Source organism: Mixta mediterraneensis (assembly GCF_014946725.1).
Classification (GTDB): domain Bacteria; phylum Pseudomonadota; class Gammaproteobacteria; order Enterobacterales; family Enterobacteriaceae; genus Pantoea; species Pantoea mediterraneensis.
Map to the genome: position 1 here is coordinate 309282 of NZ_JACFXY010000002.1, position 22916 is coordinate 332197.

Here is a 22916-nt window from a genome sequence, read left to right on the forward strand (position 1 = left end):
AGTAAGGTATTGATTATCCTGCCGCTCTGAAAACAGCGATGGCACTCCCTTTGGTGCATGTTCTTTTCAAATTTCAGTAGGTTATTGCTGATTCCACTGCGAGCCGCTATTTTGCTAATGTAATTTTGCAGTAAAGTTAACAATTTCCAGCTTTTAAGCTTGCTGGCACGCTGAAATTATCATTAAGTTTGAATAATGGACAAAAACATCATTTTTAATCAGCGCATTCGCTTGCGTCACTTACATACCTTTGTTGCCGTTGCGCAGCAGGGAACGCTGGGCCGGGCGGCAGAAACCCTTAGTCTGAGTCAGCCTGCGCTATCAAAAACACTTAATGAGCTGGAAGAACTTACCGGTGTACGGCTTTTTGAGCGGGGTCGGTTGGGCGCGCAACTCACGACGATGGGTGAGCAATTTCTTATTCACGCCGTAAAAGTTCTGGATGCGCTGAATCGCGCCGGCCAGAGTTTTAATGAACCGCTCAGCGATCGTCCTGTTATCATTCGTTTAGGTGCGCTGACAACGGCTGCCATGGGTATGCTGCCACAAATCCTGGATCGCTTTCATCAGTTGCAATCGAACACGACGGTACAGGTTGCGACGCTGCATAATAATGTGTTACTGGCTGGACTAAAAGCGGGCGAATTTGATATTGGCATTGGCCGAATGGCCGATAGCGAAATGATGACCGGTTTAACCTACGAATTACTGTTTCTCGAAACGTTAAAGCTGGTGGTGCGGCCCGAACATCCGCTTCTGAGTGACAACGTCACGCTTTCGCGCGCGATGCAGTGGCCAGTCGTGATTTCACCTAAAGGTACAGCACCACGCCGCATCGCTCAGCAGATGCTGGATGAACAAGGCTGCGTGCTGCCGCCTAATTGTGTCGAGACGTCATCAACGTCTCTGGCGCGTCAGCTTGCATTACGTTATGACTATATCTGGTTTGTCCCTTCTGGCGCGATTAAAGAAGATCTGACCCACAATGCCGTTTGCGCCCTGCCGATTAACTCTTCTGGCCCCGGCGAACCGGTGGGAATTATCACCCGGACCGGTAATACGTTGAGTCTGAGCGCTGAAGTTCTGATGGCGACCATCCGCAAATTCCACAATTAACGGCTGCGTTTGGCGTGCCGTTCGCGGTTATCCAGACGCGCTTTATCGGTTTTGCGCATACCAACATATAACACGCCCCGCTGCCGCCGTGTTGATTCTGGGCCACGCAAAAAGACTGTACATCATCGAACTGTTTCAGCCAGCGAGCCAAATAACTGCGCACGATGTTAGCGTGGGATTCATTGTTACGCCCTTTACCATGGATAATCAGCAAATTACGCAGGCTGTCTTTGCGTGCTTGCTGGATAAAGCTAAACACTGCCTGACGACAGGTTTCAACCGGCTGGCGCAGCAGATTCAGGCTGGCATCCAGGGGATATCCACCTTTGCGCAGTTTGTCCAGTACACCTTGCTGAATGCCATCCGCTTTGTATTCCAGCAAGGTATCCAGCGGCACAATATCCAGATAGCCTCGCGTCAGGAAGTTTTCCTGCTCCGCTTCGGGTTGTCTCTGCCGGGGTGCCTTAGTAGACGGTGATTTTAACCATAAGGTATTGGCCGTATCTTTCAGTGGAATGACCTCACCCATGGCAGCTCGAAAAATATTGTCGTCATCAAGATTCATGGTTATTCACACCTGTTTTATTGAGGAAATGCAAAACTGGCTCAGTCAGAAATCATAGTAAATAGGCAGTTGCTACGCTAAACGCATTTTTGGTGAGAGCCAGCAAAAGAAAATTTATGTTTTTGATCAAAAAAACGGCAACATTTCGTGACAAAACCGCCATTGCCTGAGCTTCACGGCCCGTGGTTCCTCTGTTTTAGATTTATTAAACCAACCTTATACTTTGTAAGCTTAAAGCTGCCTGCATACGTTCCCTTCAGCCTGAAAAATGTTAAAATTCCCCCCAGGCAACTATCGTAGAGCTATCATTATGATACCTGAAAAACGCAGCATTCGACGTATTCAGTCAGGCGGTTGTGCTATTCACTGCCAGGATTGCAGTATCAGCCAGCTATGTATCCCTTTTACGCTTAACGAGCATGAGCTGGATCAACTCGACAATATTATTGAGCGTAAAAAACCCATCCAAAAAGGTCAAACACTCTTCAAAGCGGGTGATGATTTGAAATCGCTTTACGCCATCCGCTCCGGCACCCTAAAAAGCTATACCATCACTGAACAAGGTGACGAACAGATCACCGGTTTTCATCTGGCGGGTGACTTAGTGGGATTTGATGCCATCATGGGCGGAAATCATCCCAGCTTTGCACAGGCATTAGAAACGGCAATGGTATGCGAAATTCCTTTCGAAACGCTGGACGATCTTTCCGGTAAAATGCCCGCCCTACGTCAGCAGATGATGCGTCTGATGAGCGGCGAAATTAAAGGCGATCAGGATATGATCCTGCTGCTATCGAAAAAGAATGCAGAAGAGCGTTTAGCGGCGTTTGTCTGGAATCTCTCGCGTCGCTTTGGTCAACGCGGTTTTTCACAGCGCGAAATCCGCCTCACTATGACACGCGGAGACATTGGTAATTATCTCGGCCTGACCGTTGAAACGATTAGTCGTTTATTAGGACGCTTCCAAAAAAGCGGCATGCTGGCGGTTAAAGGAAAATATATTACTATTGAAAACCATTCGTTACTGGCTGAACTCGCAGGACAGAGTCATCAGGCAGCTTAATAAATTTGCCGGTTCGTTAAATGTTATTTAATTGATCCGGCAACAACTTTTTCTCTTTTTCCCCGCATGAACATAGGCTATCTTTGATCCAATCGCTTTGGTTTATGGAGAGTGCCCTTATGTCCCGCTACCAAAATATTCTGGTCGCCATTGATGCACAACAAGACGATCAACCGGCATTACGCCGGGCGGTTTATCTTAATCAACTCATCGGCGGCAAAATCAAAGCCTTTTTGCCTATTTATGATTTTTCGTATGAGATGACTACCCTGCTTTCGCCTGATGAACGCTCTTCAATGCGTCAGGGTGTTATTAGCCAACGAACTGAATGGATTTGTGAACAGGCGCATGCTTATCTTGAGGCGGGCGTTGAAATTGAGATTAAGGTTATCTGGCACAACCGACCTTATGAAGCCATTATTCAGGAAGTCTTGAGCCACAATCATGATTTAGTCCTGAAAATGGCGCATCAACATGATCGCCTCGAAGCGGTGATTTTTACGCCTACCGACTGGCATCTGTTGCGCAAATGTCCTTGTCCGGTGTGGATGGTGAAAGATCAGCCCTGGCCGGAAGGCGGCAAAGCCGTTGTTGCAGTTAACCTCGCCAGCGAAGAGCCGCATCATGATGGAATGAATCAGAAACTGATTCGCGAAACGGTGAAGCTTGCCGAAATGGTTAACCACACCGAAGTACATCTGGTCGGTGCTTATCCCATCACGCCGATCAATATCGCCATCGAACTGCCTGACTTTGATCCCAGCGTATATAACGACGCCATTCGCGGCCAGCATTTAGTAGCAATGAAAGCCTTGCGTCAAAAGTTCTCGATTAGTGAAGAGTTCACACACGTTGCGAGGGGATTGTCTGAAGAGGTGATTCCCGATTTAGCCGGGCATTTAGACGCAGGTGTCGTGGTTTTAGGCACCATTGGACGTACCGGTTTATCGGCGGCTTTCCTTGGTAATACCGCTGAACAGGTTATCGATCATTTACGCTGTGATTTACTGGCGATTAAGCCAGATGATTTTAAATCACCGATTAATTTGGATGACGAAGAGGATCAGGACGATTAATCGTCATTAGAATTGAAAAAAGGGCGGCTTATTTAGCCGCCCTTTTTTCTACAGGTTACTACAGTGCTTTTAAAATACCTTCGACGCTGGCTTTGGCATCGCCAAATAACATCTGTGTATTGTCCTTAAAGAACAGCGGATTCTGCACGCCGGCGTAACCGGTATTCATTGAACGCTTAAATACAATCACGTTCTGCGCTTTCCACACTTCCAGCACGGGCATCCCGGCAATAGGACTGTGCGGATCTTCCAGCGCCGCTGGGTTCACCGTGTCGTTAGCACCAATCACCAGTACAGTATCGGTATCGCTGAAGTCGTCATTGATTTCATCCATCTCCAGCACGACATCGTAGGGCACTTTGGCTTCAGCCAACAGTACGTTCATATGTCCTGGCAAACGCCCCGCTACCGGATGGATGCCGAAACGGACGTTAATACCGCGAGCACGCAACTTATCGGTGATTTCAGCAACCGGATACTGCGCTTGCGCCACAGCCATTCCATAGCCTGGCGTGATAATCACCGAAGAGGACGCTTTCAGCACTTCAGCCGTTTCTTCAGCGGTGATTTCACGATGCTCCCCGACTTCTTCGCTTGTGCTATCGATGCGGGTATCCGTACCAAATCCACCCGCGATAACGCTAATAAAGGAGCGGTTCATCGCCTTACACATAATGTAGGACAGAATGGCACCCGAAGAACCGACTAACGCGCCGGTGACGATCAGCAAGTCATTGCTCAGCATAAATCCCGCTGCCGCTGCCGCCCACCCCGAATAGGAGTTCAGCATGGAAACCACCACAGGCATATCCGCGCCGCCAATTGACGCCACCAGATGCCAGCCGAAAGCCAGTGCAATCACTATCATCACTAACAGCGCAAATACCTGCGCGCCGGTGCTGTCGGTATTAACAAACCACAGCAGTAACAGGAACGAAACGATCAGCGCTAGCAGGTTCAGCTTGTGGCGATGCGGTAGCATCAGCGGGCGCGATGAAATCTTGCCACACAGCTTGCCAAACGCCACCAGTGAACCCGTAAACGTTACGGCACCAATGAAGATCCCGATAAAAACTTCGCTCAGGTGGATGTTTTCCATCACATCCGGCAGGCCAGGCGCATGGTCGATATAGCTGTTGATGCCAACTAACACTGCGGCTAAACCAACGAAGCTGTGCAGAATGGCGACCAGCTCGGGCATTTCGGTCATTTCGACCTTTTTTGCCAGACGTATACCAATCGCGCCGCCTATCACCATCGCTAACAGTATCCAGGCCACATTACCGCTGTCTGGACCAAAGATAGTGGCGATCAGCGCGATCGCCATCCCGCTGATACCAAAGGTATTACCCTGCTTAGACGTCTCGTGTTTTGAGAGGCCAGCCAGGCTACAAATAAACAGAATTGCGGCAACAATGTATGCTGCAGTGACTAATCCGCCAGACATGTGTTACCCCTTACGAAACATTTTCAGCATGCGTTGGGTGACCGTAAAGCCACCAAAAATATTGATGCTGGCGATCAGCACCGCAATAAAGGAAATAAACGTGACCCATCCGCCGTGGCCCATTTGCAGTACCGCGCCGATCACGATGATGCCTGAGATGGCGTTGGTTACCGACATCAGCGGCGTATGCAGTGCATGGCTCACGTTCCATACCACGTAATACCCCACCACGCAGGACAGCGCAAAAACCGTGAAGTGCGACAGGAATTCGCCCGGCGCTACGTTTGCCAGACAGGCAAACAGCACAATCGCCAGGGCAATCAGCAGGTATTTACGCAGCGGTGATGTCGGTTTAGCGTCAGTTTTTTGCACCGGCTCAACGGTAGCTGCCGCTTTCGGTGTGGCAGACACCTGAATCGGCGGAGCTGGCCAGGTGATTTCGCCATCACGAATCACAGTCACACCGCGCACCACAACGTCGTCGAAATCGACAGCAATGTCGCCGTTCTTTTCTCTGCACAGTAATTTAATCAGATTGACCAGATTAGTACCGTATAGCTGTGAAGATTGTGTTGGCAGACGGCTTGGCAGATCGGTATAACCGATAATCTTTACGCCATTCGGCGTTACTGTGACCTGGTCGGCGACAGTTAAAGCACAGTTTCCCCCGGTCTGGGCCGCCAGATCGACGATAACACTGCCCGGTTTCATGCTGGCCACCATCTCTTCGGTGATCAGCTTTGGTGCGGGTTTCCCTGGGATCAGAGCGGTGGTGACAATAATGTCAACCTCTTTAGCCTGATTCGCGAACAATGCCATTTCGGCTTTGATGAAGGCTTCCGACATCACTTTGGCGTAGCCGTCGCCGCTACCTGCTTCCTCTTCAAAATCCAGCTCAAGGAACTCGGCGCCCATGCTCTGCACTTGCTCTTTTACTTCTGGCCGGGTGTCAAAGGCTCGCACAATTGCGCCCAGACTACCTGCTGCTCCAATTGCCGCCAGCCCTGCCACACCTGCGCCAATCACCATAACTTTAGCCGGGGGGACTTTACCCGCTGCCGTAATTTGCCCGGTAAAAAAACGACCAAATTCATGGGCAGCTTCTACAATTGCGCGATAACCCGCAATATTCGCCATTGAGCTCAGCGCATCAAGGGACTGAGCGCGCGAGATACGCGGCACCGAATCCATTGCCATCACGGTAACATTGCGTGCAGCCAGTTTTTCCAGTAGTGCAGGATTTTGTGCTGGCCAGATAAAACTCACCAGAGTGCTGCCTTCACGGGTCAGCGAGATCTCCTCATCGTCTGGTGCGTTCACTTTCAAAACGATAGCGGATTGCCAAACCTGCTGGCGGTCAGCAAGTGTCGCGCCTGCGGCAACGTAGCTTTCATCTTCAAAGCTTGCGCGTTTACCGGCGTCATGCTCAATGGTCACGCTAAAACCCAGCTTAATCAGTTGTTCAACCGTTTTTGGCGTAGCAGCTACGCGCGATTCGTTTAACAACCGTTCTTTGGGAATTCCAATTAACATAATGTTCCCTTTCATCGGTTAAAGGATGATGGCCTGTTAGCTACACAACAACACAACGCCTGAAACACTGTTTCAGGCGCTTATGAATGAAATGTACTTGTTTCGAAGTGTTTATAACCTACTGAAAATATGACGAGTGATCTATAGCGATAATACATCCTTATGACATTCACATTATTATTCAGTATCACAGAATAAATTCCGCCTTTTATCACTGGCATTCGTCCGTTAAATAAAATTATCGACTATGAAAAATCGTATCATGGCGCACATCACTTCGATAAAAACCTTTATTTAACAATGCATTAACTGTTATAACATTAAGCCTTACCACTAATAGTGGTTATCCCAATGAAACACAGCCATAACAGCAAGGCGTGACGATTGAATGAAAAAGCGATAGCGGTTAACGAGATATGTCGCAAAAAATGGCTGCGACAGCCTGTTTATAACATGTAATAATCAGCGGCTAATCTGTTATACGTCAAGAGTCCAGCACGTTTTCGTACTCATTTTTGCGTAAGGCGAAGGATCATTTTTATGAAGCTGAAGAACACTATTCTGGCGTCCACCTTGTTATCGCTGTTAGCAGCCAATGCATTTGCTGCACAGGAACTCACGCCGGAAAAAGCGGCCGCGTTGAAGCCATTCGAACGTATTAATATCACCGGCCGTTTCAACGCGATTGGCGATGCTGCCGACGCGGTGTCAAAGCGCGCAGATGAGTCAGGCGCTGCCTACTACTACATTCAGGGTATCAATGACAGCAACGGCAACAGCGGCAACTGGCGCGTCACCGCCGATCTGTACAAAACGAATGCAGCTGAAAAGAAAGACAAAAAAACCTATCGCAGCTTTAATGGTGTGAAAGAGCTGCCAAAGGCGGAAGCCTATTTACTGGAGCCGTTCGATACCGTCTCAGCCAGTGGTTTTTTCGCCAGTCAGCCAGATGTCAATGACGCCATTTCCAGAGCCGCGAAAGCTAAAGGCGCAGCCTCTTTCTTTATTATTCGTCAGATCGATGCCAACAACGGCGGCAACCAATACATCACTGCCTATGTTTATAAAGCGGATGCCAAAGAACGTAAGGTACAAAGTCCGAACCTGATTCCGGCTGATTCTCAGTCAGGTAAAACTGCTCTGGCAGCGGGTGGCGCAGCAGCGAAAAAAGTAGAATTTCCGGGCGTCGCATCGTCTGAAACACCAAGCCGCAGCGTGGGACGCTTCTTTGAAACGCAAAGCTCTACTGGCAAACGTTACACCGTAACGACGCCAGATGGGAAATCCATTCAGGAAGTGAATGCGATTACCGCAGCGCAAATGCAGCCATTTGATACCGTAACCTTCACTGGTCATTTCGGTTCACCAACCGAAGTGTCTGAAGAAGTGGCGAAGCGCGCAGCTGATAAAGGTGCCAAATATTACCACGTCACACGCCAATGGCAGAATCAGAGCGGCGGTAATTTAACCGTCACCGCGGACCTCTTTAAGTAATCATCGCCGGGCGGTGCCAGCCGCCCGGCTGTTTGCATAATTCCTGCCCAATTTTGCATAAACACGCGTTGCCATCTCTTCCTGTACTCCGTAAAATCTGCCGCCTGCTTTTCAGGGGATTTTATCGTCTTTTCCATCTGAGCTACGATATAAATTTAAGATTCGCCGTTTTACCCAGTTACTTATGCTAGCAGGAAGGATGTTTTGGAGAAAAAATTAGGTCTTGGCGCCCTGACAGCGCTGGTGCTCAGTTCCATGCTGGGCGCAGGCGTTTTCAGCCTGCCACAGAATATGGCAGCCGTAGCCGGCCCAGCCGCGTTGCTCATTGGCTGGCTAATTACCGGGGTTGGCATTATTTTTCTTGCGCTGGCCATGCTGATGCTGACGCGTCTTAAACCTGAATTAGATGGCGGCATCTTTACCTACGCACGCGCCGGTTTTGGCGAACTGATGGGGTTCTGCTCAGCATGGGGATATTGGTTGTGTGCGGTGATCGCCAACGTTTCTTATCTGGTGATTGTATTTTCCGCGCTGAGCTTTTTTACTGACACGCCGGATCGTATCGTTTTTGGCGACGGTAACACCTGGCAGGCTATGCTGGGCGCGTCAGTGCTCCTGTGGCTGGTACATAGTTTAGTGCTTCGTGGGGTGCAAACCGCGGCAGCTATCAATCTGCTGGCAACACTGGGTAAATTAGTTCCACTCTTGCTGTTCATCATCCTGGCCGTAATGGCGTTCAGTTATGACCGCTTTCACTTCGACTTTTCGGGCGTCACGCTCGGACAACCGCTGTGGGAGCAAATTAAGCAGACCATGCTAATTACTTTGTGGGTCTTTATTGGCGTTGAAGGCGCAGTAGTGGTTTCTGCACGGGCGCGAAATAAAAAAGATGTCGGGCGCGCCACCTTACTGGCTGTGTTAGCTGCACTGCTGGTTTACCTGCTGGTGACATTATTGTCGTTAGGTATCGTACCGCGCGCTGAGCTGGCAGAAATGCGTAATCCTTCCATGGCGGGTTTAATGACGCATTTGATTGGTTACGGAGGGGATGCGGTTATTGCGTTGGGACTGATTGTCTCCGTTTGCGGCGCCTATCTGAGCTGGACGATAATGGCAGCGGAAATCCCTTTTATTGCTGCACAGCAAGGGGCTTTCCCCCGCAGTATCGCTCGTCAGAATCCGCGAAATGCGCCTGCTGCTTCACTTTGGCTGACGAATGGCAGCGTTCAGATTTGCCTGATTGCTATCGCTCTGACGCATGCCGATTACAATACGCTGTTAAATATTGCGTCCGAAATGATTCTGGTGCCCTATTTACTGGTGGGTTTATATCTCATCAAGGTCGTGCGCGGTCAGCAACAGCCGCTGGCGTTAGCCATCGGTATCGGTGCCAGCCTATATGGTATCTGGCTGCTTTATGCGTCTGGTCCAATGCACCTGCTAATGTCGGTGGTGCTCTATGCGCCAGGTATGCTGTTATTTTTATTTGCGCGCCGTGGCGGCCGTAGCGATATTGCGCTTACGTCACTTGAACGCGTGGCAATGGGATTAATTATTGCAGCAACACTGCCTGCAACGTGGCGATTAATGGCCTAATGAGACTGGCCGGGAATGGAGACGCACAGCAGGTCACCCTGCTGTGACAACGTCAGAGGTTTACGGTATTCCTGCTGGATTGCATCCAGTTGCTGGCCAGAGAGCGGATAAGGCAGCTGAATATCAAAGCGGCTGATATGTTGCTGTTCAGCCAGCGTGATCAGGCGAGCAATGTTAATCTCGTCACTCACCTGCGTTGAAATGATTTGTAATGCTAATTCTTTTAGATGCTCATCGCTGGCCTGTAAACTGTGCGCAGATTTGCGTGTTACCATGCCAAAAATCGGTAATACGCCATAAATGGCATCAACGAAACTCCAGCGTTTTTTACAAGATGCGGAAAGGAAATCGGTGTAATTGAAGCAGATGCGGTCACAGTATATGGCTGAAGCCAGCTCTTTATCAGACACACTCACGCTCCTCATGTTTATCGTTGCGGTTCCGAAGCTTGCGCGAAAAAACGCAGAGCTAATGATGCCACATCATGCTGGCTCTATACCAGTAACATAAGGATATTTCGTGCGGTAGCGCGGAACTTAATAGCGGGAAAAGTTATGCTGCGGCCCGTACTTACATGCCTTTGCCCATTATGAACAAAATCGTTTACGTTGAAGATGAGCCTGAAGTTGGCTCACTGATTGCCGCTTATTTGGGGCGTCATGATATAGATGTGATTGTTGAGACGCGCGGCGATCGCGCTGAGGCAACCATTGCTCAGGCACAGCCCGATCTGGTGATGCTGGATATTATGTTGCCCGGTAAAGACGGCATGACGATCTGCCGTGATTTGCGCGCCAACTGGCAAGGCCCGATTGTGTTACTGACGTCGCTTGACAGCGATATGAACCATATTCTGTCTCTTGAGATGGGCGCACAAGATTATATTCTGAAAACTACTCCTCCTGCGGTGTTGCTGGCCCGGTTACGCCTTCATTTGCGCCAGTCACAACAAGGCCAGACGGGTGAATCCCCCATCAGCAATACGCCGCATAAAATGCTGCGTTTTGGCTCTTTAACGATTGATGCCCTCAATCGTCAGGTCACCCTGTTTGATGAGCAAATCGCCCTCTCTACCGCAGATTTTGAGCTGTTATGGTTTCTGGCCAGCCACGCCGGACAGATCCTTAATCGTGATGCGCTGCTCAAGACCTTACGCGGTGTAAGTTATGATGGGTTAGATCGCAGTATTGACGTGGCTATTTCGCGCCTGCGCAAAAAGCTGCACGACAGCGCGACCGAACCGTTCCGCATCAAAACGATTCGTAACAAAGGGTATCTTTTTGCTCCACAGGCGTGGGATACACGCGCTGTATGAGAAAACTTTTTATTCAGTTCTATTTGCTGCTGTTTGTCTGCTTTCTGGTAATGACGTTGCTGGTGGGTCTGGTTTATAAATTCACGGCTGAACGTGCCGGGCGACAATCAATGAATGATTTGATGGCCAGCTCGCTGTATTTGATCCGCAGCGAGCTACGTGAAATCCCCCCGCGCAACTGGAACAAAACCATTAAAAGCCTTGATCTCGGCTTGTCATTTGATCTGCACATTGAACCGCTGAATAAATATCAGCTGGACGAAAACGATATGCGGCGCCTGCGCGCCGGTGAAATCGTCGCGCTTGACGATCAGTACACGTTCTTACAACACATCCCGCGTAGCCATTATGTGTTATCGGTTGGGCCGATTCCTTATCTGTTTTATCTACACCAGATGCGCCTGCTGGACATTGCCCTGCTGGTTTTTATCGGCATGTCGCTGGCGCTGCCGGTATTTATCTGTCAATACCGATCGAATTCTGACCCACCCTGCCAAAGTAAAACTGACCCACCCCCTTTGAATCATTCGAGCGTTGTTGCTTTCGTTTTCTTCTGGAGTTGACCGCTTTTCAGCTTATCTTTCAGTCGATAGCTTTGGCCGCTGATTTGGGCGATATGCGCATGGTTAAGCAGCCGATCCAGCATCGCTGCCGTCAGTGTCTCGTCATCACCAAACGTTCCGGACCACTGCGTAAACGGCAGGTTGCTGGTCAGGATCACGCTGCCTGACTCATACCGTTTAGCGACTACCTGGAAGAACAGGTTCGCCTCCATTTTACCGAACGGCAGATATCCCACTTCGTCGATGATCAACAGCTTAGGTTTACCTACGACGCGGTTCAGGTAGCCCTTCAGGTCACCCTGACGATGTGACGCCATCAGTTGCAGCATCATGTCGGCGGCGGTAATGAACCGAATGCTTAAACCCGCCATCGCGGCCTTATAGCCAATGGCGGTCGCCAGGTGCGTTTTGCCGACGCCAGAAGGCCCGAGCAGGACAACGTTCTCCTGACGTTCGATAAATGTCAGACCCGCCAACTCCTGGATCTGACTTCGTGGAACGCCACTGGCATAGGCGTAATCGAACTGCTCCAGTGTTTTTATCACCGGCAGGCCTGATAACCGCAAAATGGTCTGGCGACGCCGTTCGTTCTGGCCATCATGCTGGAGCTGCAAAACGGCTTCCAGGAAGTCGGCATGCGTGCCGCTGTTGTCGATGGTCGCCTGTGCCACACCCGGCCACTCTGCCGGCAGGCGGTCGAGCTTGAGTTGCTCGCAGAGCGCGGCAATACGATCATGTTGAAGGTTCATGCTGGCACCTCGAGCAAGGCCTGGTACGTTGCCAGAGGATGTTGCAGGCTCTCGGTCGGCACCGGACGCTGGCTGAGCGCTGGGACAGGTGCAGGCAATGCCAACGTGACCTTCGGTAACGGCAATAGCGCAGCACGCTCGCGCGGCATGCGCTGCTCAGGCGGTACGCCTGTGGTGCCATGCACTCGTGTGTTCGCGACGGTGACCAGCCACTCGCCGATGCGTGTGTTGGCAGCAGGTACATCCAGTACCAGCCCGGCCTGCCGGAAGGTCGCGGTAAGAGGCACGATAAAGCTGTTCTTGAGGTAATGGTTAAACCGCTCAACCTTACCCTTGGTCTTGGCGCGATAGGGTCGGCAGACCTTGGGAGTAAAGGCATACTTCTCGGCGACGTGCATCAACTGCGGGTTCCAGCGATGCTTACCGGGGCCGTAGACATCGCGCTCAATGATGATGGCCTTGGCGTTGTCGAACAGCAGCTGATGCGGCGTCCCGCCGAAGAACCTGAGCGCAGACTCAATGCCGTCACACCAGGCAGCGGAGTCCTGGTTGCTGTAAAACTTGACGAAAGTCGCGCGGCTCCAGCCCAGCGTGGCGACAAAGGCCAGCAATGGGTTATGACCGAGTCTGATGATGGTGAAATCAACTTGCATCTGAAAGCCAGGCTCGGTCTCGAAGCGTGTTACCTCTTCAGTGACGGGCTGCTTAATGGGGTGCAGGAAAGCGGTCAGCATGCTGTAACCACCCTCGTAACCACGCTGACGGATCTCGCGCAGCAGCACACTGGCGGGTATCCAGAGGGGCCTGGCAGCGGCCACGCGCTCAAGGATATAGGTCTTGAACGGGTCAAGCTTGCAGGGTCTGGGTGCGCGAGGCTTGTAGCGCATATCCGCTACGGGCAGCGGGCTACGAATATATCTGCGAACGGTCTCACGAGAGCATGAAAGCTGGCGCGCGATGGCGCGTATCGACATGCCCTGACGGTGTAAAACACTAATCTCCACTCTGGTCTCCAATGTCATCATTGGCAGTGCCTTAAAACTGCCATTTTTACCCTAGGTGGGTCAGATTTACATCGGCAGGTGGGCCAGTTTTACATCGGTAGCGACATTTATCTGGATGCGCCCGCACTGGAAGGAGATGCAGCGATTAGAAAAGGCAGCCCAGCGTTTCGGACGCGGCGAGTTGAATGTCCGCACCCATTTTGACAGCGCCTCAAGCCTGTTTCGTTTGGGCATTGCGTTTAACCAGATGGCGGACAATATCAATACGCTGGTCGCCAGTAAAAAGCAGCTGATTGATGGCATCGCTCATGAACTTCGCACTCCGCTGGTACGGCTGCGCTACCGGCTGGAGATGAGTGATAACCTGACGGAGGCTGAATCAGCCGCGTTGAACCGTGATATTGGGCAGCTCGAAAGCCTGATTGAAGAACTGCTCACCTATGCCCGACTCGATCGCCCACGCGTCGATTTAAACCTAAAATCCCTCGATTTGGCGAACTGGCTGCGGGAGCGTCTGGACGATTTCCGCACCATCAATCCACAAACCCAAATCGATCTCGACCTGCCGCAGCGTGAAAATCATGGCATTTCCGATACCCGATTAATGGAGCGCGTGTTAGACAACCTGATAAACAATGCCCTGCGCTATGCTCAGCAACGCCTGCGCATCAGCTTATGGTTTGACGGTTCATTAGGCTTTCTACAGGTTGAAGATGACGGGCCGGGTATTCCCCCTGAAGAGCGTGAGCGGGTGTTCGAACCTTTTGTCCGCCTGGATCCAAGCCGCGATCGCGCTACCGGTGGCTGTGGGCTGGGTCTGGCCATTGTGTATTCCATTGCCCAGGCGCTTAACGGTAATGTGACTATTGAGAGTAGCCCGCTCGGCGGTGCCAGCGTTCGCTTTTGCTGGCCGGTTGATCTACCCTTGCGGGAAATTCCGCTGCGTTAAAACTTTGACAAGGAGCATGACGTGTCCTCAGCGTATCAACAACTTAGCGCTACTTTTCAGCGCCTTTCCCGTTTCGGCCATCTTACCGCCATCGCCGGATGCGATATGCAAACCACCATGCCACCGGGTGGTAGTCGTGCACGCGGTGAAGCGCTGGCGGAAATGAGCGTACTGCAACATGAGATCCTGACCGACAAACGTGTTGGCGATCTGATTCAGGCTGCTGAACAGCAAACACTGAACGATGTTGAGCGCGCTAACCTGCACGAAATGCGTCGCGCTTATCAGCAAGCGACCTTGCTACCCGCCTCCTTAGTTGAAGCCAAATCGATTGCCGGTTCACGTTGCGAACACGCCTGGCGTCAGCAACGTCCGGCTAACGACTGGCAAGGATTTTCCGTCAATCTGAAAGAAGTTGTGCGTTTAAGTCGTGAAGAAGCGCAACTGCGTGCGGAGGCGAATGGCAGCTCGCGTTATGACGCGTTGCTGGATATTTTCGAACCCGGCATGACCAGTGCCAAACTCGACAGCACCTTCGGTGAGTTAAAAACCTGGCTGCCGGAGCTGCTTCAGCAGGTAGTAGAAAAACAGGCGCAACAGACGGTTATCCACCCGCGCGGCCCCTTCCCGATTCATACTCAGCGTGAGCTTGGATTGCACATTATGAAAGCGTTGGGGTTCGACTTTAATCACGGTCGCCTTGACGTCAGCGTCCATCCGTTCTGCGGCGGCGTGCCGGAAGATGTGCGTATCACCACGCGTTATAACGAAAATGAGTTTCTTAGTGCCATGATGGGCGTGATTCATGAAACCGGACATGCGCGATACGAGCAGAATTTACCCCAGCAGTGGCGCGGCCAGCCTGTGGCGCTGGCACGCTCAACGGCTGTTCATGAATCGCAAAGCCTGTTTATGGAAATGCAGTTAGGACGCAGCCGTGAATTTTTGCACTACCTTTTGCCGCACATAAAAATTCTGATGGGCGATCAGCCCGCCTTGCAGGCTGACAATTTTGTTCGTCTGACTCAGCAGGTAAAGCCAGGTTATATCCGTGTCGATGCCGATGAGCTCAGCTATCCCGCGCACATCGTGCTGCGTTACGAGATCGAGCGGGCGCTAATTGAAGGCGAGATTGAAGTTGACGATATTCCAGCCTTGTGGGATGAAAAAATGCAGCAGTCGCTCGGCATTGATACGCGCGGCAATTATCGTGACGGCTGTATGCAGGATATTCACTGGACCGACGGCGCATTTGGCTATTTTCCAACGTATACACTCGGCGCGATGTATGCGGCGCAGCTATTCCAGGCGGTGAAAAAAGCCATTCCACAGATGAGCGAATGCATTAAGGATGGCGAATTGCAGCCCGTATTTGACTGGCTACAACAAAATATTTGGCAGCATGGCAGCCGTTTCTCTACCCGGCAATTACTGCTGAACGCCACTGGCGAAGCATTGAACCCCGCCTGTTTCCGTCAGCATCTTGAGCAGCGTTACTTAAACAGTTAAGTTTTTGGCGGCTCAGGAGCCGCCATTTCTCCTGCTTCGTACAATCCGTTACACGCCGATACCAAACACCCACGGAAACCTTTCCTCGCTTTACATAGAGTCTTATCACCGGCCCCGCAGTGGGCTACTCATGAAAAAATAGTCCGAGGAATTTGCAATGAAAAAATTATTTGCGCTGGTGATCGCCGCTGCTATGGGTCTGTCCTCTGTTGCTTTCGCGGCTGAAACTACCGCTGCACCTGCTCCTACTGCTGCAACGACCACCGCTGCGCCAGCAAAAACCGCACACAAAACCGCGCACAAGAAACACAAAAAAGCGGCCGCTCAGAAAGCACAGGCAGCTAAAAAAGTTCACCACAAGAAAGCGGTGAAAAAAGCAGCACCACAGAAAGCGCAGGCAGCTAAGAAAGTTCACCATAAGAAAGCGGTGAAAAAAGCGGCTCCACAGAAAGCGCAGGCAGCTAAGAAAGTTCACCACAAGAAAGTAGTAAAACCAGCTGCTAAGAAATAAACCTTAGCCCTGAAGATTCGACGATTAAAAACACCCGGTCCTGCCGGGTGTTTCTTTACTGGAGTAGCTGAAATGGTGCATCGCTATCGCTTCGAAATTATTCTGATTGTGATGATCCTGTGCGGCATAGTCGCAGCCTGCTTTTTTATCTGGTCGTTGTAGTGTGCTGATAATCCCAATAAAACTCCCTTTTTTACCGCTCACCGACTATAGTTATCGCTCAAGCGTGATGACAACATCCCCTACTTATTCTCGCCACTGAGAGAACTATGCGCCTGGCTATTTTGTTACTTATTGGATTATTCAGTTTTAACACCGTTGTGCATGCCGATGATGACGATGACGCGCCCAATCCTGACGAAATCAAAACGCTGTTTTTTGGTAAAGATCACCGCAAAGCGATCGGCGATATTATGGATTCCCCCTGGGATGCTATCGGTCAACTTGAGACCGAAAGCGGCAACTTATGCACCGCAACGCTCATTTCGCCCCATCTGGCGTTAACCGCCGGTCACTGCTTATTAACGCCACCGGGCAATTTTGATTAACCCGTGGCGCTGCGTTTTATGGCCAGCGATAAAGGCTGGCGTTATGAAATCCACGATATTGATGCACGCGTTGAGCCTTCTCTTGCAACCCATCTGAAAGCGGACGGCGAAGGCTGGATCGTGCCGAGCAGCGCGGCTTCCCTTGATTATGGCCTGGTGATTTTACGTAACCCCCCTTCCGCCATCACACCGATTCCCCTTTTTGCCGGTTCGCGTAGCGATCTGACCACGGCGTTAAAAGAGGCAGGCCGTAAGGTGACGCAGGCAGGCTATCCTGAAGATCATCTGGATACGCTCTATTCGCACAGCGATTGTGTGATCACCGGCTGGGCGCAACGGGCGGTATTGTCGCATCAGTGCGATACGCTGCCGGGCGATAGCGGCTCCCCGTTGCTGCTGAACAGTGATAAAGGCTGGCAGTTAATTGCCGTGCAAAGTTCAGCGCCAGCGGCGAAGGATCGCTATCTGGCGGATAACCGGGCAATTGCTGTGACATCGTTTCGCGATAAGCTAGAAGCCCTGGCGCAGTAAAACGTAAAGCCTGACTGGAGTGTTCCGTCAAAGAGGCTGAGTTATTGCGTAAAGACGGCCTGAATCTCACTGGCATCCAGGGCGTCTGTTTGCCCGCTTCATCCGTGAGGCGTTTTCGAAGCGCAAAGCGCCGGCGGGCTTTCTGGCGAGCGAACCTTCCCGTATTTATTCGTTAAGCAACCTGCTCCATCGCCTGTAAAACTCGTTTATCGGAAATCGGATAGGGTGTACCAAGCTGCTGAGCGAAGTAGCTGATCCGCAATTCCTCAATCATCCAGCGAATATTCACGACTTCTTCATCATTCTGACGCAGCGGTGGCAATTTATTGCGCCACGCCTGATAAGCCTGCTCAACCGCCTGGGCTTTCAACATCCGCGCGCGATCGCTATGAGGATCGACCGGCAGTTTCTCCAGCCGACGCTCAATACCGTGCAGATAACGCAACGTATCGGCCAGCCGTTTCCAGCCGTTGCCGGTCACGAAACCGCGATAAACCAATCCGTTCATCTGCGTCTTAATATCCGATAACGCCAACGCCAGCGTCATATCTACGCGTCCTTTCAGGCGCTTATTGATATTAAATACGGCGGTCAGGATCTGCTCGACCTGTCTGGCGATGGCGACCACCGTTTCATTCAGTTCGCCGCGCACTTTTTCATGCAGCTTCTCGAAATTATCCTGCTGCCAGGCAGGCCCGCCCGCTTCTGCCATCAGCTTGTCGATGCCACAGGCGATGCAGTCATCAATCAGCTCCAGTACTTTACCGTAGGGATTGAAGTACAGGCCCAGCTTAGCTTTATTGGGCAGCTTCTCATGGAGATATTTCACGGGCGACGGAATATTGAGCAACAGCAGGCGACGCTGCCCGCGCCACATCATCTTTTGTTGTTCCTGCTCACTGTCGAACAGGCGAATCGCTACGCTGTCTTTTTCATCAACCAGCGCCGGCCAGGCTTTTACCTGATAGCTGCCACGCTTCTGCTCATAGCTGCGCGGTAGATCGCCAAAACTCCAGATATGCAGATCGCTCTGCTCAAGGCCGTCGTCAGCCACTTTTGACAATGTTTCCTGCACTTTACCTTTCAGCAGCGCCTTCAGCGCGGTCAAATCTTTGCCTTCCTGTAACTTACGATTGTGCTCATCCACTACGCGAAATGTCATTTTAAGATGATCGGGCACCTGATCCCATTGCCAGTTTTCACGTTCCAGGGTTACGCCCGTCATGCGTCGAAACTCACGCGCTAACGCCTCCAGCAGAGGCAGTTCCATGGCAGTTACACGCCCTAAAAAGGCTTCGGCATAATTGGGGGCAGGCACCAGATTACGGCGCAATGGCTTCGGCAGCGATTTAATGAGAGCGATAATTAATTCACGCCGCACGCCGGGAATCTGCCACTCAAAGCCCTGATCCTCGACTTGATTCAACAGCGGGAGCGGAATATGCACTGTTACGCCATCCGCATCCGCGCCAGGCTCAAACTGATAACTCAGTTTCAGTTTAAGGTTGCCCTGCTGCCAGAAATTCGGATAGTCAAGCTGGCTGACTTTATTCGCGCCCTCTTTAATCAGCATCTGCTTATCAAAGTTGAGCAATTCAGCGTTATCGCGGCTGGCCTGCTTCCACCAGCTATCAAAATGTTTCGCCGACACCACCTCTTTGCCGATACGCTGATCGTAAAACGCAAATAGCGTTTCATCATCAACCAGGATGTCACGACGGCGTGATTTATGTTCCAGATCTTCGACTTCGCTACGCAGCTTTTGATTGTTGCGGAAAAAGGCGTGGCGCGTCTGCCAGTCGCCTTCCACCAGCGCATGACGAATAAACAGCTCACGGCTCAAGGTCGGATCGATGCGGCCGTAATTAACCTTACGCGCGGCCACAATCGGCAAACCATAAAGCGTCACTTTTTCACTTGCCATCACCGCACCTTGCGATTTCTCCCAGTGCGGCTCGCTGTAGCTGCGCTTAATCAAATGCTGCGCCAGCGGCTCGATCCATTCAGGATCAATGCGGGCGGCGATGCGCCCCCATAACCGGCTGGTTTCCACCAGTTCAGCGACCATCGTCCATTTTGGCGGCTTTTTGAATAACCCTGAGCCCGGAAAAATGGCGAAGCGCGCATTGCGTGCCCCAGTGAACTCTTGCTTTTCAGCATCTTTTTGACCGATATGCGACAGCAAGCCAGTGAGCAAGGCGCAATGGATTTCGCGAAATCCAGCGGGTTCGCTGTTAACCGGAATGCCGAGTTCACGTACCACCTGACGCAGCTGGGTATAAATATCCTGCCACTCGCGCACACGCAGATAGTTAAGGAAGTCACTCTTGCACTGACGACGGAACAGATTGCCTGACAACGCTTTTTGTTGCTCGCTCAGGTAATTCCACAGATTAACAAAAGCAAGAAAGTCTGACTCTTTATCCGCAAAGCGGCGATGTTTCTCATCCGACGCCTGCTTTTTCTCGGCTGGCCGTTCACGGGGATCCTGAATCGACAAACCGGCGGTGATAATCATGATTTCTCGCACGCAGCCATATTTTTGTGCTTCAAGCACCATGCGAGCCAGCCTTGGATCAACAGGGAGCTGCGCCAGCTGGCGACCTGAGCCGGTCAGTTTGTAGTGTCCGTTTTCGTCGTTCAGCGTCAGGGCGCCCAGTTCTTCCAGCAGCCGCACGCCATCCTGGATATTACGTTTGTCCGGCGCTTCAACAAACGGAAACGCAGCAATATCGCCCAATCCCAGCGCGGTCATTTGCAAAATAACCGAGGCCAGATTGGTACGCAGGATCTCAGGATCGGTAAACGCCGGGCGGCTGAGAAAATCATCCTCAGAATAGAGGCGAATGCAGATCCCTTCTGATACGCGCCCACAACGCCCTTTTCGCTGATTAGCAGAGGCTTGTGAAATCGGTTCGATGGGCAAGCGTTGCACTTTGGTGCGGAAGCTATAGCGGCTTATACGTGCGGTGCCGGGATCGATGACATATTTGATCCCCGGTACGGTAAGCGAGGTTTCCGCTACGTTAGTTGCCAGCACAATGCGGCGCCCGCTGTGTGGCTGAAATACCCGGTTCTGTTCCGCATTCGACAGGCGCGCATATAACGGCAAAATCTCGGTATGCGGCAGGTTGCGCTTCATCAGCGCGTCGGCGGTGTCACGAATTTCACGCTCACCGCTCATGAAAATCAGAATATCGCCCCGGCTCTCATGGCCAAGCTCATCGACTGCATCAAAAATGGCTTGTAGCTGGTCGCGATCGCCATCATCGGCCTCTTCCACGATCGGACGATAACGCACTTCCACCGGATACGTGCGACCTGAAACTTCAATTACCGGCGCGTCGTTAAAATGGCGTGAAAAACGCTGCGGATCGATGGTTGCCGACGTAATAATGATTTTCAGATCGGGACGACGCGGCAGCAACTCACGCAAATAGCCGAGCAGAAAATCAATATTCAGGCTGCGCTCGTGCGCTTCATCGATGATAAGCGTGTCGTATTGCAACAACAGGCGATCCTGCTGGATTTCTGCCAGCAAAATACCATCCGTCATCAGCTTCACCTGCGTCGTTTCGCTGACCTGATCGTTAAAACGCACCTTGTAACCAACGCATCCACCGAGAGAGGTTTCCAGTTCATCGGCAATGCGATTCGCCACCGTGCGGGCCGCCAGGCGGCGCGGCTGAGTATGGCCTATCAGCCCTTTCACGCCGCGCCCCAGCGTTAAGCAAATTTTCGGCAGCTGGGTCGTTTTACCTGAACCGGTTTCGCCCGCCACAATCACCACCTGATGATCGCGAATTGCGTCGGCAATCTCCTGCTGCTTTTGACTAACCGGTAAATTCGCCGGAAAAGTGATTTTAGGCGTAGCGGCGATACGCTGCGCCACACGCTGTTCGGCAGCGGCGAAATCCTGTTCGAGCTCTGCTGCAATATCTTGCTGCGCCGCAGGATTTTTAATTTTTTTTGCACCGTGCAGGCGGCGTTGCAAGCGCTGACGATCGCGCAGCATCAAGGCATCAAGCCGCGCCCAGAGCGGTGCAAGTGGAGAAGAAACCGGTGATGACATAGTAATGACGTACCTTACTCAGGCGGTATCGCTGTGAAATACAGCGCCCCAGAGGCTGGGCTAACCCGCTGATTAAATAAATAATTGTGCGCATAATAGCATATACGGCACCGCACGACCGTTTGGCTTGTTCAATAAATTCGAACATCGCTCTCGAAATATTGCGCTTTCACCCTACGGCTGTTAACCGTAGAGTGTAAATCATTGAGCGGGAAGCCTTCCGCGTTACAGACAGGAAAATACCATGAGCAAAGTTTTAGTTCTGAAATCCAGCATTCTTGCCGGTTACTCACAATCAAGCCAACTGGCTGACTACTACGTTGATCAGGCAAAAGCTAATGGCGACGAAGTGACCCTTCGTGACCTGGCTGCAAACCCAATTCCGGTGCTGGACGGCGAACTGGTGGGTGCGCTGCGCCCTTCTGACGCGCCATTAAGCCCACGTCAGCAAGAAGCGCTGTCACTGTCTGATGCGCTGATTGCTGAGCTGCAAGCGTATGATGTGATCGTGATTGCTGCGCCAATGTACAACTTCAACATCCCAACGCAGCTGAAAAACTACTTCGATCTGATTGCTCGCGCTGGCGTGACCTTCCGTTACACCGAAGCAGGTCCAGAAGGTCTGGTGAAAGGTAAACGTGCCGTGATTCTGTCAAGCCGTGGCGGCATTCACAAAGACACCGCATCCGATCTGCTAACCCCCTATGTGAAGCGGTTCCTGGGCTTCATCGGTATCAGCGATGTGAATTTCGTCTTTGCTGAAGGCATCGCTTACGGCCCAGAGGTGGCGACCAAAGCCACTGACGATGCTAAAAATGCCATCAAACAAATCGTTGCCGCTTAATCATTTTTGATGCCGTTGTATGTTGCCGGGTTTAATACCCGGCTTTTTTATGCTTTTTATTTTTGTCCGCCTTCCTCAACGTGAAATGTTGTGAGTCAGCCGGTTATTTTTGTCGCCACTGACCGTTAATACCACGCACATATTCGCCTGCGGCTGCACGGCTTACCAGTTTTTGACCGGCGATGCTGGCAATGTCTGAAGTCGTGAGAGCGTTCTGCTGCGCCAGCCGCTGATACTGCGTACGGCGTCCTTCGTTAATATGTTTCACTAAAGCCTGGGTTTCGTTGTCCTGCTGGCGGGCGGCGACATAACCCGAAAGCGTCTCGCCCACACGACCTTGCTGACGCGCTTCATCCAGCGTTAACGCCCATGCGGGCTGGGCAATCATCCACACCAGAAGCAGCGCAGCGCTCATGCGTCTCATGCTGTCT

General features: G+C 51.6%; 16 protein-coding genes and 5 pseudogenes. 13 read left to right on the forward strand and 8 right to left on the reverse strand.

Annotation, left to right across the window (positions count from 1 at the left end; translation table 11 throughout):
- Positions 1–195 precede the first annotated feature (195 nt).
- A complete protein-coding gene (locus H2P46_RS05635) occupies positions 196–1116 on the forward strand; it encodes a LysR substrate-binding domain-containing protein (RefSeq protein WP_193404203.1) in 921 nt (306 codons plus the stop codon).
- Here the strand turns inward: H2P46_RS05635 and smrA are convergent.
- Positions 1113–1681: pseudogene (smrA, locus tag H2P46_RS05640) on the reverse strand (DNA endonuclease SmrA). The gene H2P46_RS05635 and the pseudogene smrA overlap by 4 nt on opposite strands.
- A 310-nt stretch (positions 1682–1991) precedes the next feature.
- On the opposite strand from smrA, the gene H2P46_RS05645 reads away from it, so the two are divergent.
- Together H2P46_RS05645 and uspE are read left to right on the forward strand one after the other, a co-directional pair.
- A complete protein-coding gene (locus tag H2P46_RS05645; protein WP_193404204.1) occupies positions 1992–2744 on the forward strand; it encodes an FNR family transcription factor in 753 nt (250 codons plus the stop codon).
- A 119-nt stretch (positions 2745–2863) separates the two neighbouring features.
- Positions 2864–3820 (forward strand): universal stress protein UspE, encoded by a 957-nt coding sequence (gene uspE, locus H2P46_RS05650; protein WP_193404367.1) that lies wholly within the window; start codon positions 2864–2866, stop codon positions 3818–3820.
- 58 nt (positions 3821–3878) lie between these two features.
- Here uspE and pntB read toward each other — a convergent pair whose 3' ends face one another.
- Complete coding sequence (gene pntB / locus H2P46_RS05655; RefSeq protein ID WP_193404205.1) at positions 3879–5267, reverse strand: Re/Si-specific NAD(P)(+) transhydrogenase subunit beta; 1389 nt, start codon at positions 5265–5267, stop codon at positions 3879–3881.
- A gap of 3 nt (positions 5268–5270) precedes the next feature.
- Entirely contained in the window at positions 5271–6800 is a 1530-nt protein-coding gene (pntA, locus tag H2P46_RS05660) for a Re/Si-specific NAD(P)(+) transhydrogenase subunit alpha (RefSeq protein WP_193404206.1), read from the reverse strand.
- A gap of 540 nt (positions 6801–7340) precedes the next feature.
- Here pntA and ydgH point away from each other — a divergent pair.
- Complete coding sequence (ydgH, locus tag H2P46_RS05665; RefSeq protein ID WP_193404207.1) at positions 7341–8294, forward strand: DUF1471 family protein YdgH; 954 nt, start codon at positions 7341–7343, stop codon at positions 8292–8294.
- Between the two features lie 204 nt (positions 8295–8498).
- Positions 8499–9890 (forward strand): amino acid permease, encoded by a 1392-nt coding sequence (locus tag H2P46_RS05670; RefSeq protein WP_193404208.1) that lies wholly within the window; start codon positions 8499–8501, stop codon positions 9888–9890.
- Here H2P46_RS05670 and H2P46_RS05675 read toward each other — a convergent pair.
- Positions 9887–10300 carry a hypothetical protein gene (locus H2P46_RS05675; RefSeq protein WP_193404209.1) on the reverse strand — a complete coding sequence of 138 codons (414 nt, stop codon included), beginning with the start codon at positions 10298–10300 and terminating at the stop codon, positions 9887–9889. The two genes, H2P46_RS05670 and H2P46_RS05675, sit on opposite strands and share 4 nt — an antisense overlap.
- A gap of 179 nt (positions 10301–10479) precedes the next feature.
- Here H2P46_RS05675 and rstA point away from each other — a divergent pair, with 179 nt between their 5' ends.
- Both rstA and H2P46_RS05685 read left to right on the forward strand, forming a co-directional pair.
- Positions 10480–11205 (forward strand): two-component system response regulator RstA, encoded by a 726-nt coding sequence (rstA, locus tag H2P46_RS05680; RefSeq protein ID WP_193404210.1) that lies wholly within the window; start codon positions 10480–10482, stop codon positions 11203–11205.
- Positions 11202–11666, forward strand: a pseudogene (locus H2P46_RS05685) (sensor histidine kinase); the annotation flags it as partial. The gene rstA and the pseudogene H2P46_RS05685, both read left to right, overlap by 4 nt.
- A gap of 62 nt (positions 11667–11728) precedes the next feature.
- On the opposite strand, the gene istB reads toward H2P46_RS05685, so the two are convergent.
- Entirely contained in the window at positions 11729–12517 is a 789-nt protein-coding gene (gene istB / locus H2P46_RS05690; protein ID WP_193404138.1) for an IS21-like element helper ATPase IstB, read from the reverse strand.
- Complete coding sequence (istA, locus tag H2P46_RS05695; protein WP_193403243.1) at positions 12514–13542, reverse strand: IS21 family transposase; 1029 nt, start codon at positions 13540–13542, stop codon at positions 12514–12516. Before istA ends, istB begins: the two co-directional genes overlap by 4 nt.
- Positions 13543–13615: 73 nt before the next feature.
- On the opposite strand from istA, the pseudogene H2P46_RS05700 reads away from it, so the two are divergent.
- From H2P46_RS05700 to H2P46_RS05715, 5 genes and pseudogenes are all read left to right on the forward strand, one after another.
- Positions 13616–14470 (forward strand): annotated as a pseudogene (locus H2P46_RS05700) (ATP-binding protein); the annotation flags it as partial.
- A gap of 21 nt (positions 14471–14491) precedes the next feature.
- Positions 14492–15979 (forward strand): carboxypeptidase M32, encoded by a 1488-nt coding sequence (locus tag H2P46_RS05705; protein ID WP_193404211.1) that lies wholly within the window; start codon positions 14492–14494, stop codon positions 15977–15979.
- A 157-nt stretch (positions 15980–16136) separates the two neighbouring features.
- Positions 16137–16487 (forward strand): annotated as a pseudogene (gene asr / locus H2P46_RS05710) (acid resistance repetitive basic protein Asr); the annotation flags it as partial.
- Between the two features lie 75 nt (positions 16488–16562).
- Positions 16563–16652, forward strand: a complete 90-nt coding sequence (gene ydgU, locus H2P46_RS23485; RefSeq protein ID WP_476738965.1) for a small membrane protein YdgU — start codon at positions 16563–16565, stop codon at positions 16650–16652.
- A gap of 107 nt (positions 16653–16759) precedes the next feature.
- A pseudogene (locus H2P46_RS05715) lies at positions 16760–17569 on the forward strand (trypsin-like serine peptidase).
- Between the two features lie 172 nt (positions 17570–17741).
- Here H2P46_RS05715 and hrpA read toward each other — a convergent pair.
- Positions 17742–21641 carry an ATP-dependent RNA helicase HrpA gene (gene hrpA / locus H2P46_RS05720; protein WP_193404213.1) on the reverse strand — a complete coding sequence of 1300 codons (3900 nt, stop codon included), beginning with the start codon at positions 21639–21641 and terminating at the stop codon, positions 17742–17744.
- Positions 21642–21885: 244 nt separating this feature from the next.
- Here hrpA and azoR point away from each other — a divergent pair, with 244 nt between their 5' ends.
- Positions 21886–22485 (forward strand): FMN-dependent NADH-azoreductase, encoded by a 600-nt coding sequence (gene azoR, locus H2P46_RS05725; RefSeq protein ID WP_193404214.1) that lies wholly within the window; start codon positions 21886–21888, stop codon positions 22483–22485.
- Between the two features lie 103 nt (positions 22486–22588).
- Here azoR and H2P46_RS05730 read toward each other — a convergent pair whose 3' ends face one another.
- Positions 22589–22909, reverse strand: a complete 321-nt coding sequence (locus tag H2P46_RS05730) for a YdbL family probable chaperone protein (RefSeq protein ID WP_193404215.1) — start codon at positions 22907–22909, stop codon at positions 22589–22591.
- Positions 22910–22916 lie beyond the last annotated feature (7 nt).

Bases quoted from the DNA above. Each gene is read 5' to 3' on its own strand.
- H2P46_RS05645 (WP_193404204.1), top strand. From the start codon at position 1,992: ATGATACCTGAAAAACGCAGCATTCGACGTATTCAGTCAGGCGGTTGT.
- H2P46_RS05635 (WP_193404203.1), top strand. From the start codon at position 196: ATGGACAAAAACATCATTTTTAATCAGCGCATTCGCTTGCGTCACTTA.
- ydgH (WP_193404207.1), top strand. From the start codon at position 7,341: ATGAAGCTGAAGAACACTATTCTGGCGTCCACCTTGTTATCGCTGTTA.
- azoR (WP_193404214.1), top strand. From the start codon at position 21,886: ATGAGCAAAGTTTTAGTTCTGAAATCCAGCATTCTTGCCGGTTACTCA.
- pntB (WP_193404205.1), bottom strand. From the start codon at position 5,267: ATGTCTGGCGGATTAGTCACTGCAGCATACATTGTTGCCGCAATTCTG.
- uspE (WP_193404367.1), top strand. From the start codon at position 2,864: ATGTCCCGCTACCAAAATATTCTGGTCGCCATTGATGCACAACAAGAC.
- istB (WP_193404138.1), bottom strand. From the start codon at position 12,517: ATGAACCTTCAACATGATCGTATTGCCGCGCTCTGCGAGCAACTCAAG.
- ydgU (WP_476738965.1), top strand. From the start codon at position 16,563: ATGGTGCATCGCTATCGCTTCGAAATTATTCTGATTGTGATGATCCTG.
- H2P46_RS05730 (WP_193404215.1), bottom strand. From the start codon at position 22,909: ATGAGACGCATGAGCGCTGCGCTGCTTCTGGTGTGGATGATTGCCCAG.
- istA (WP_193403243.1), bottom strand. From the start codon at position 13,542: ATGATGACATTGGAGACCAGAGTGGAGATTAGTGTTTTACACCGTCAG.
- hrpA (WP_193404213.1), bottom strand. From the start codon at position 21,641: ATGTCATCACCGGTTTCTTCTCCACTTGCACCGCTCTGGGCGCGGCTT.
- pntA (WP_193404206.1), bottom strand. From the start codon at position 6,800: ATGTTAATTGGAATTCCCAAAGAACGGTTGTTAAACGAATCGCGCGTA.
- rstA (WP_193404210.1), top strand. From the start codon at position 10,480: ATGAACAAAATCGTTTACGTTGAAGATGAGCCTGAAGTTGGCTCACTG.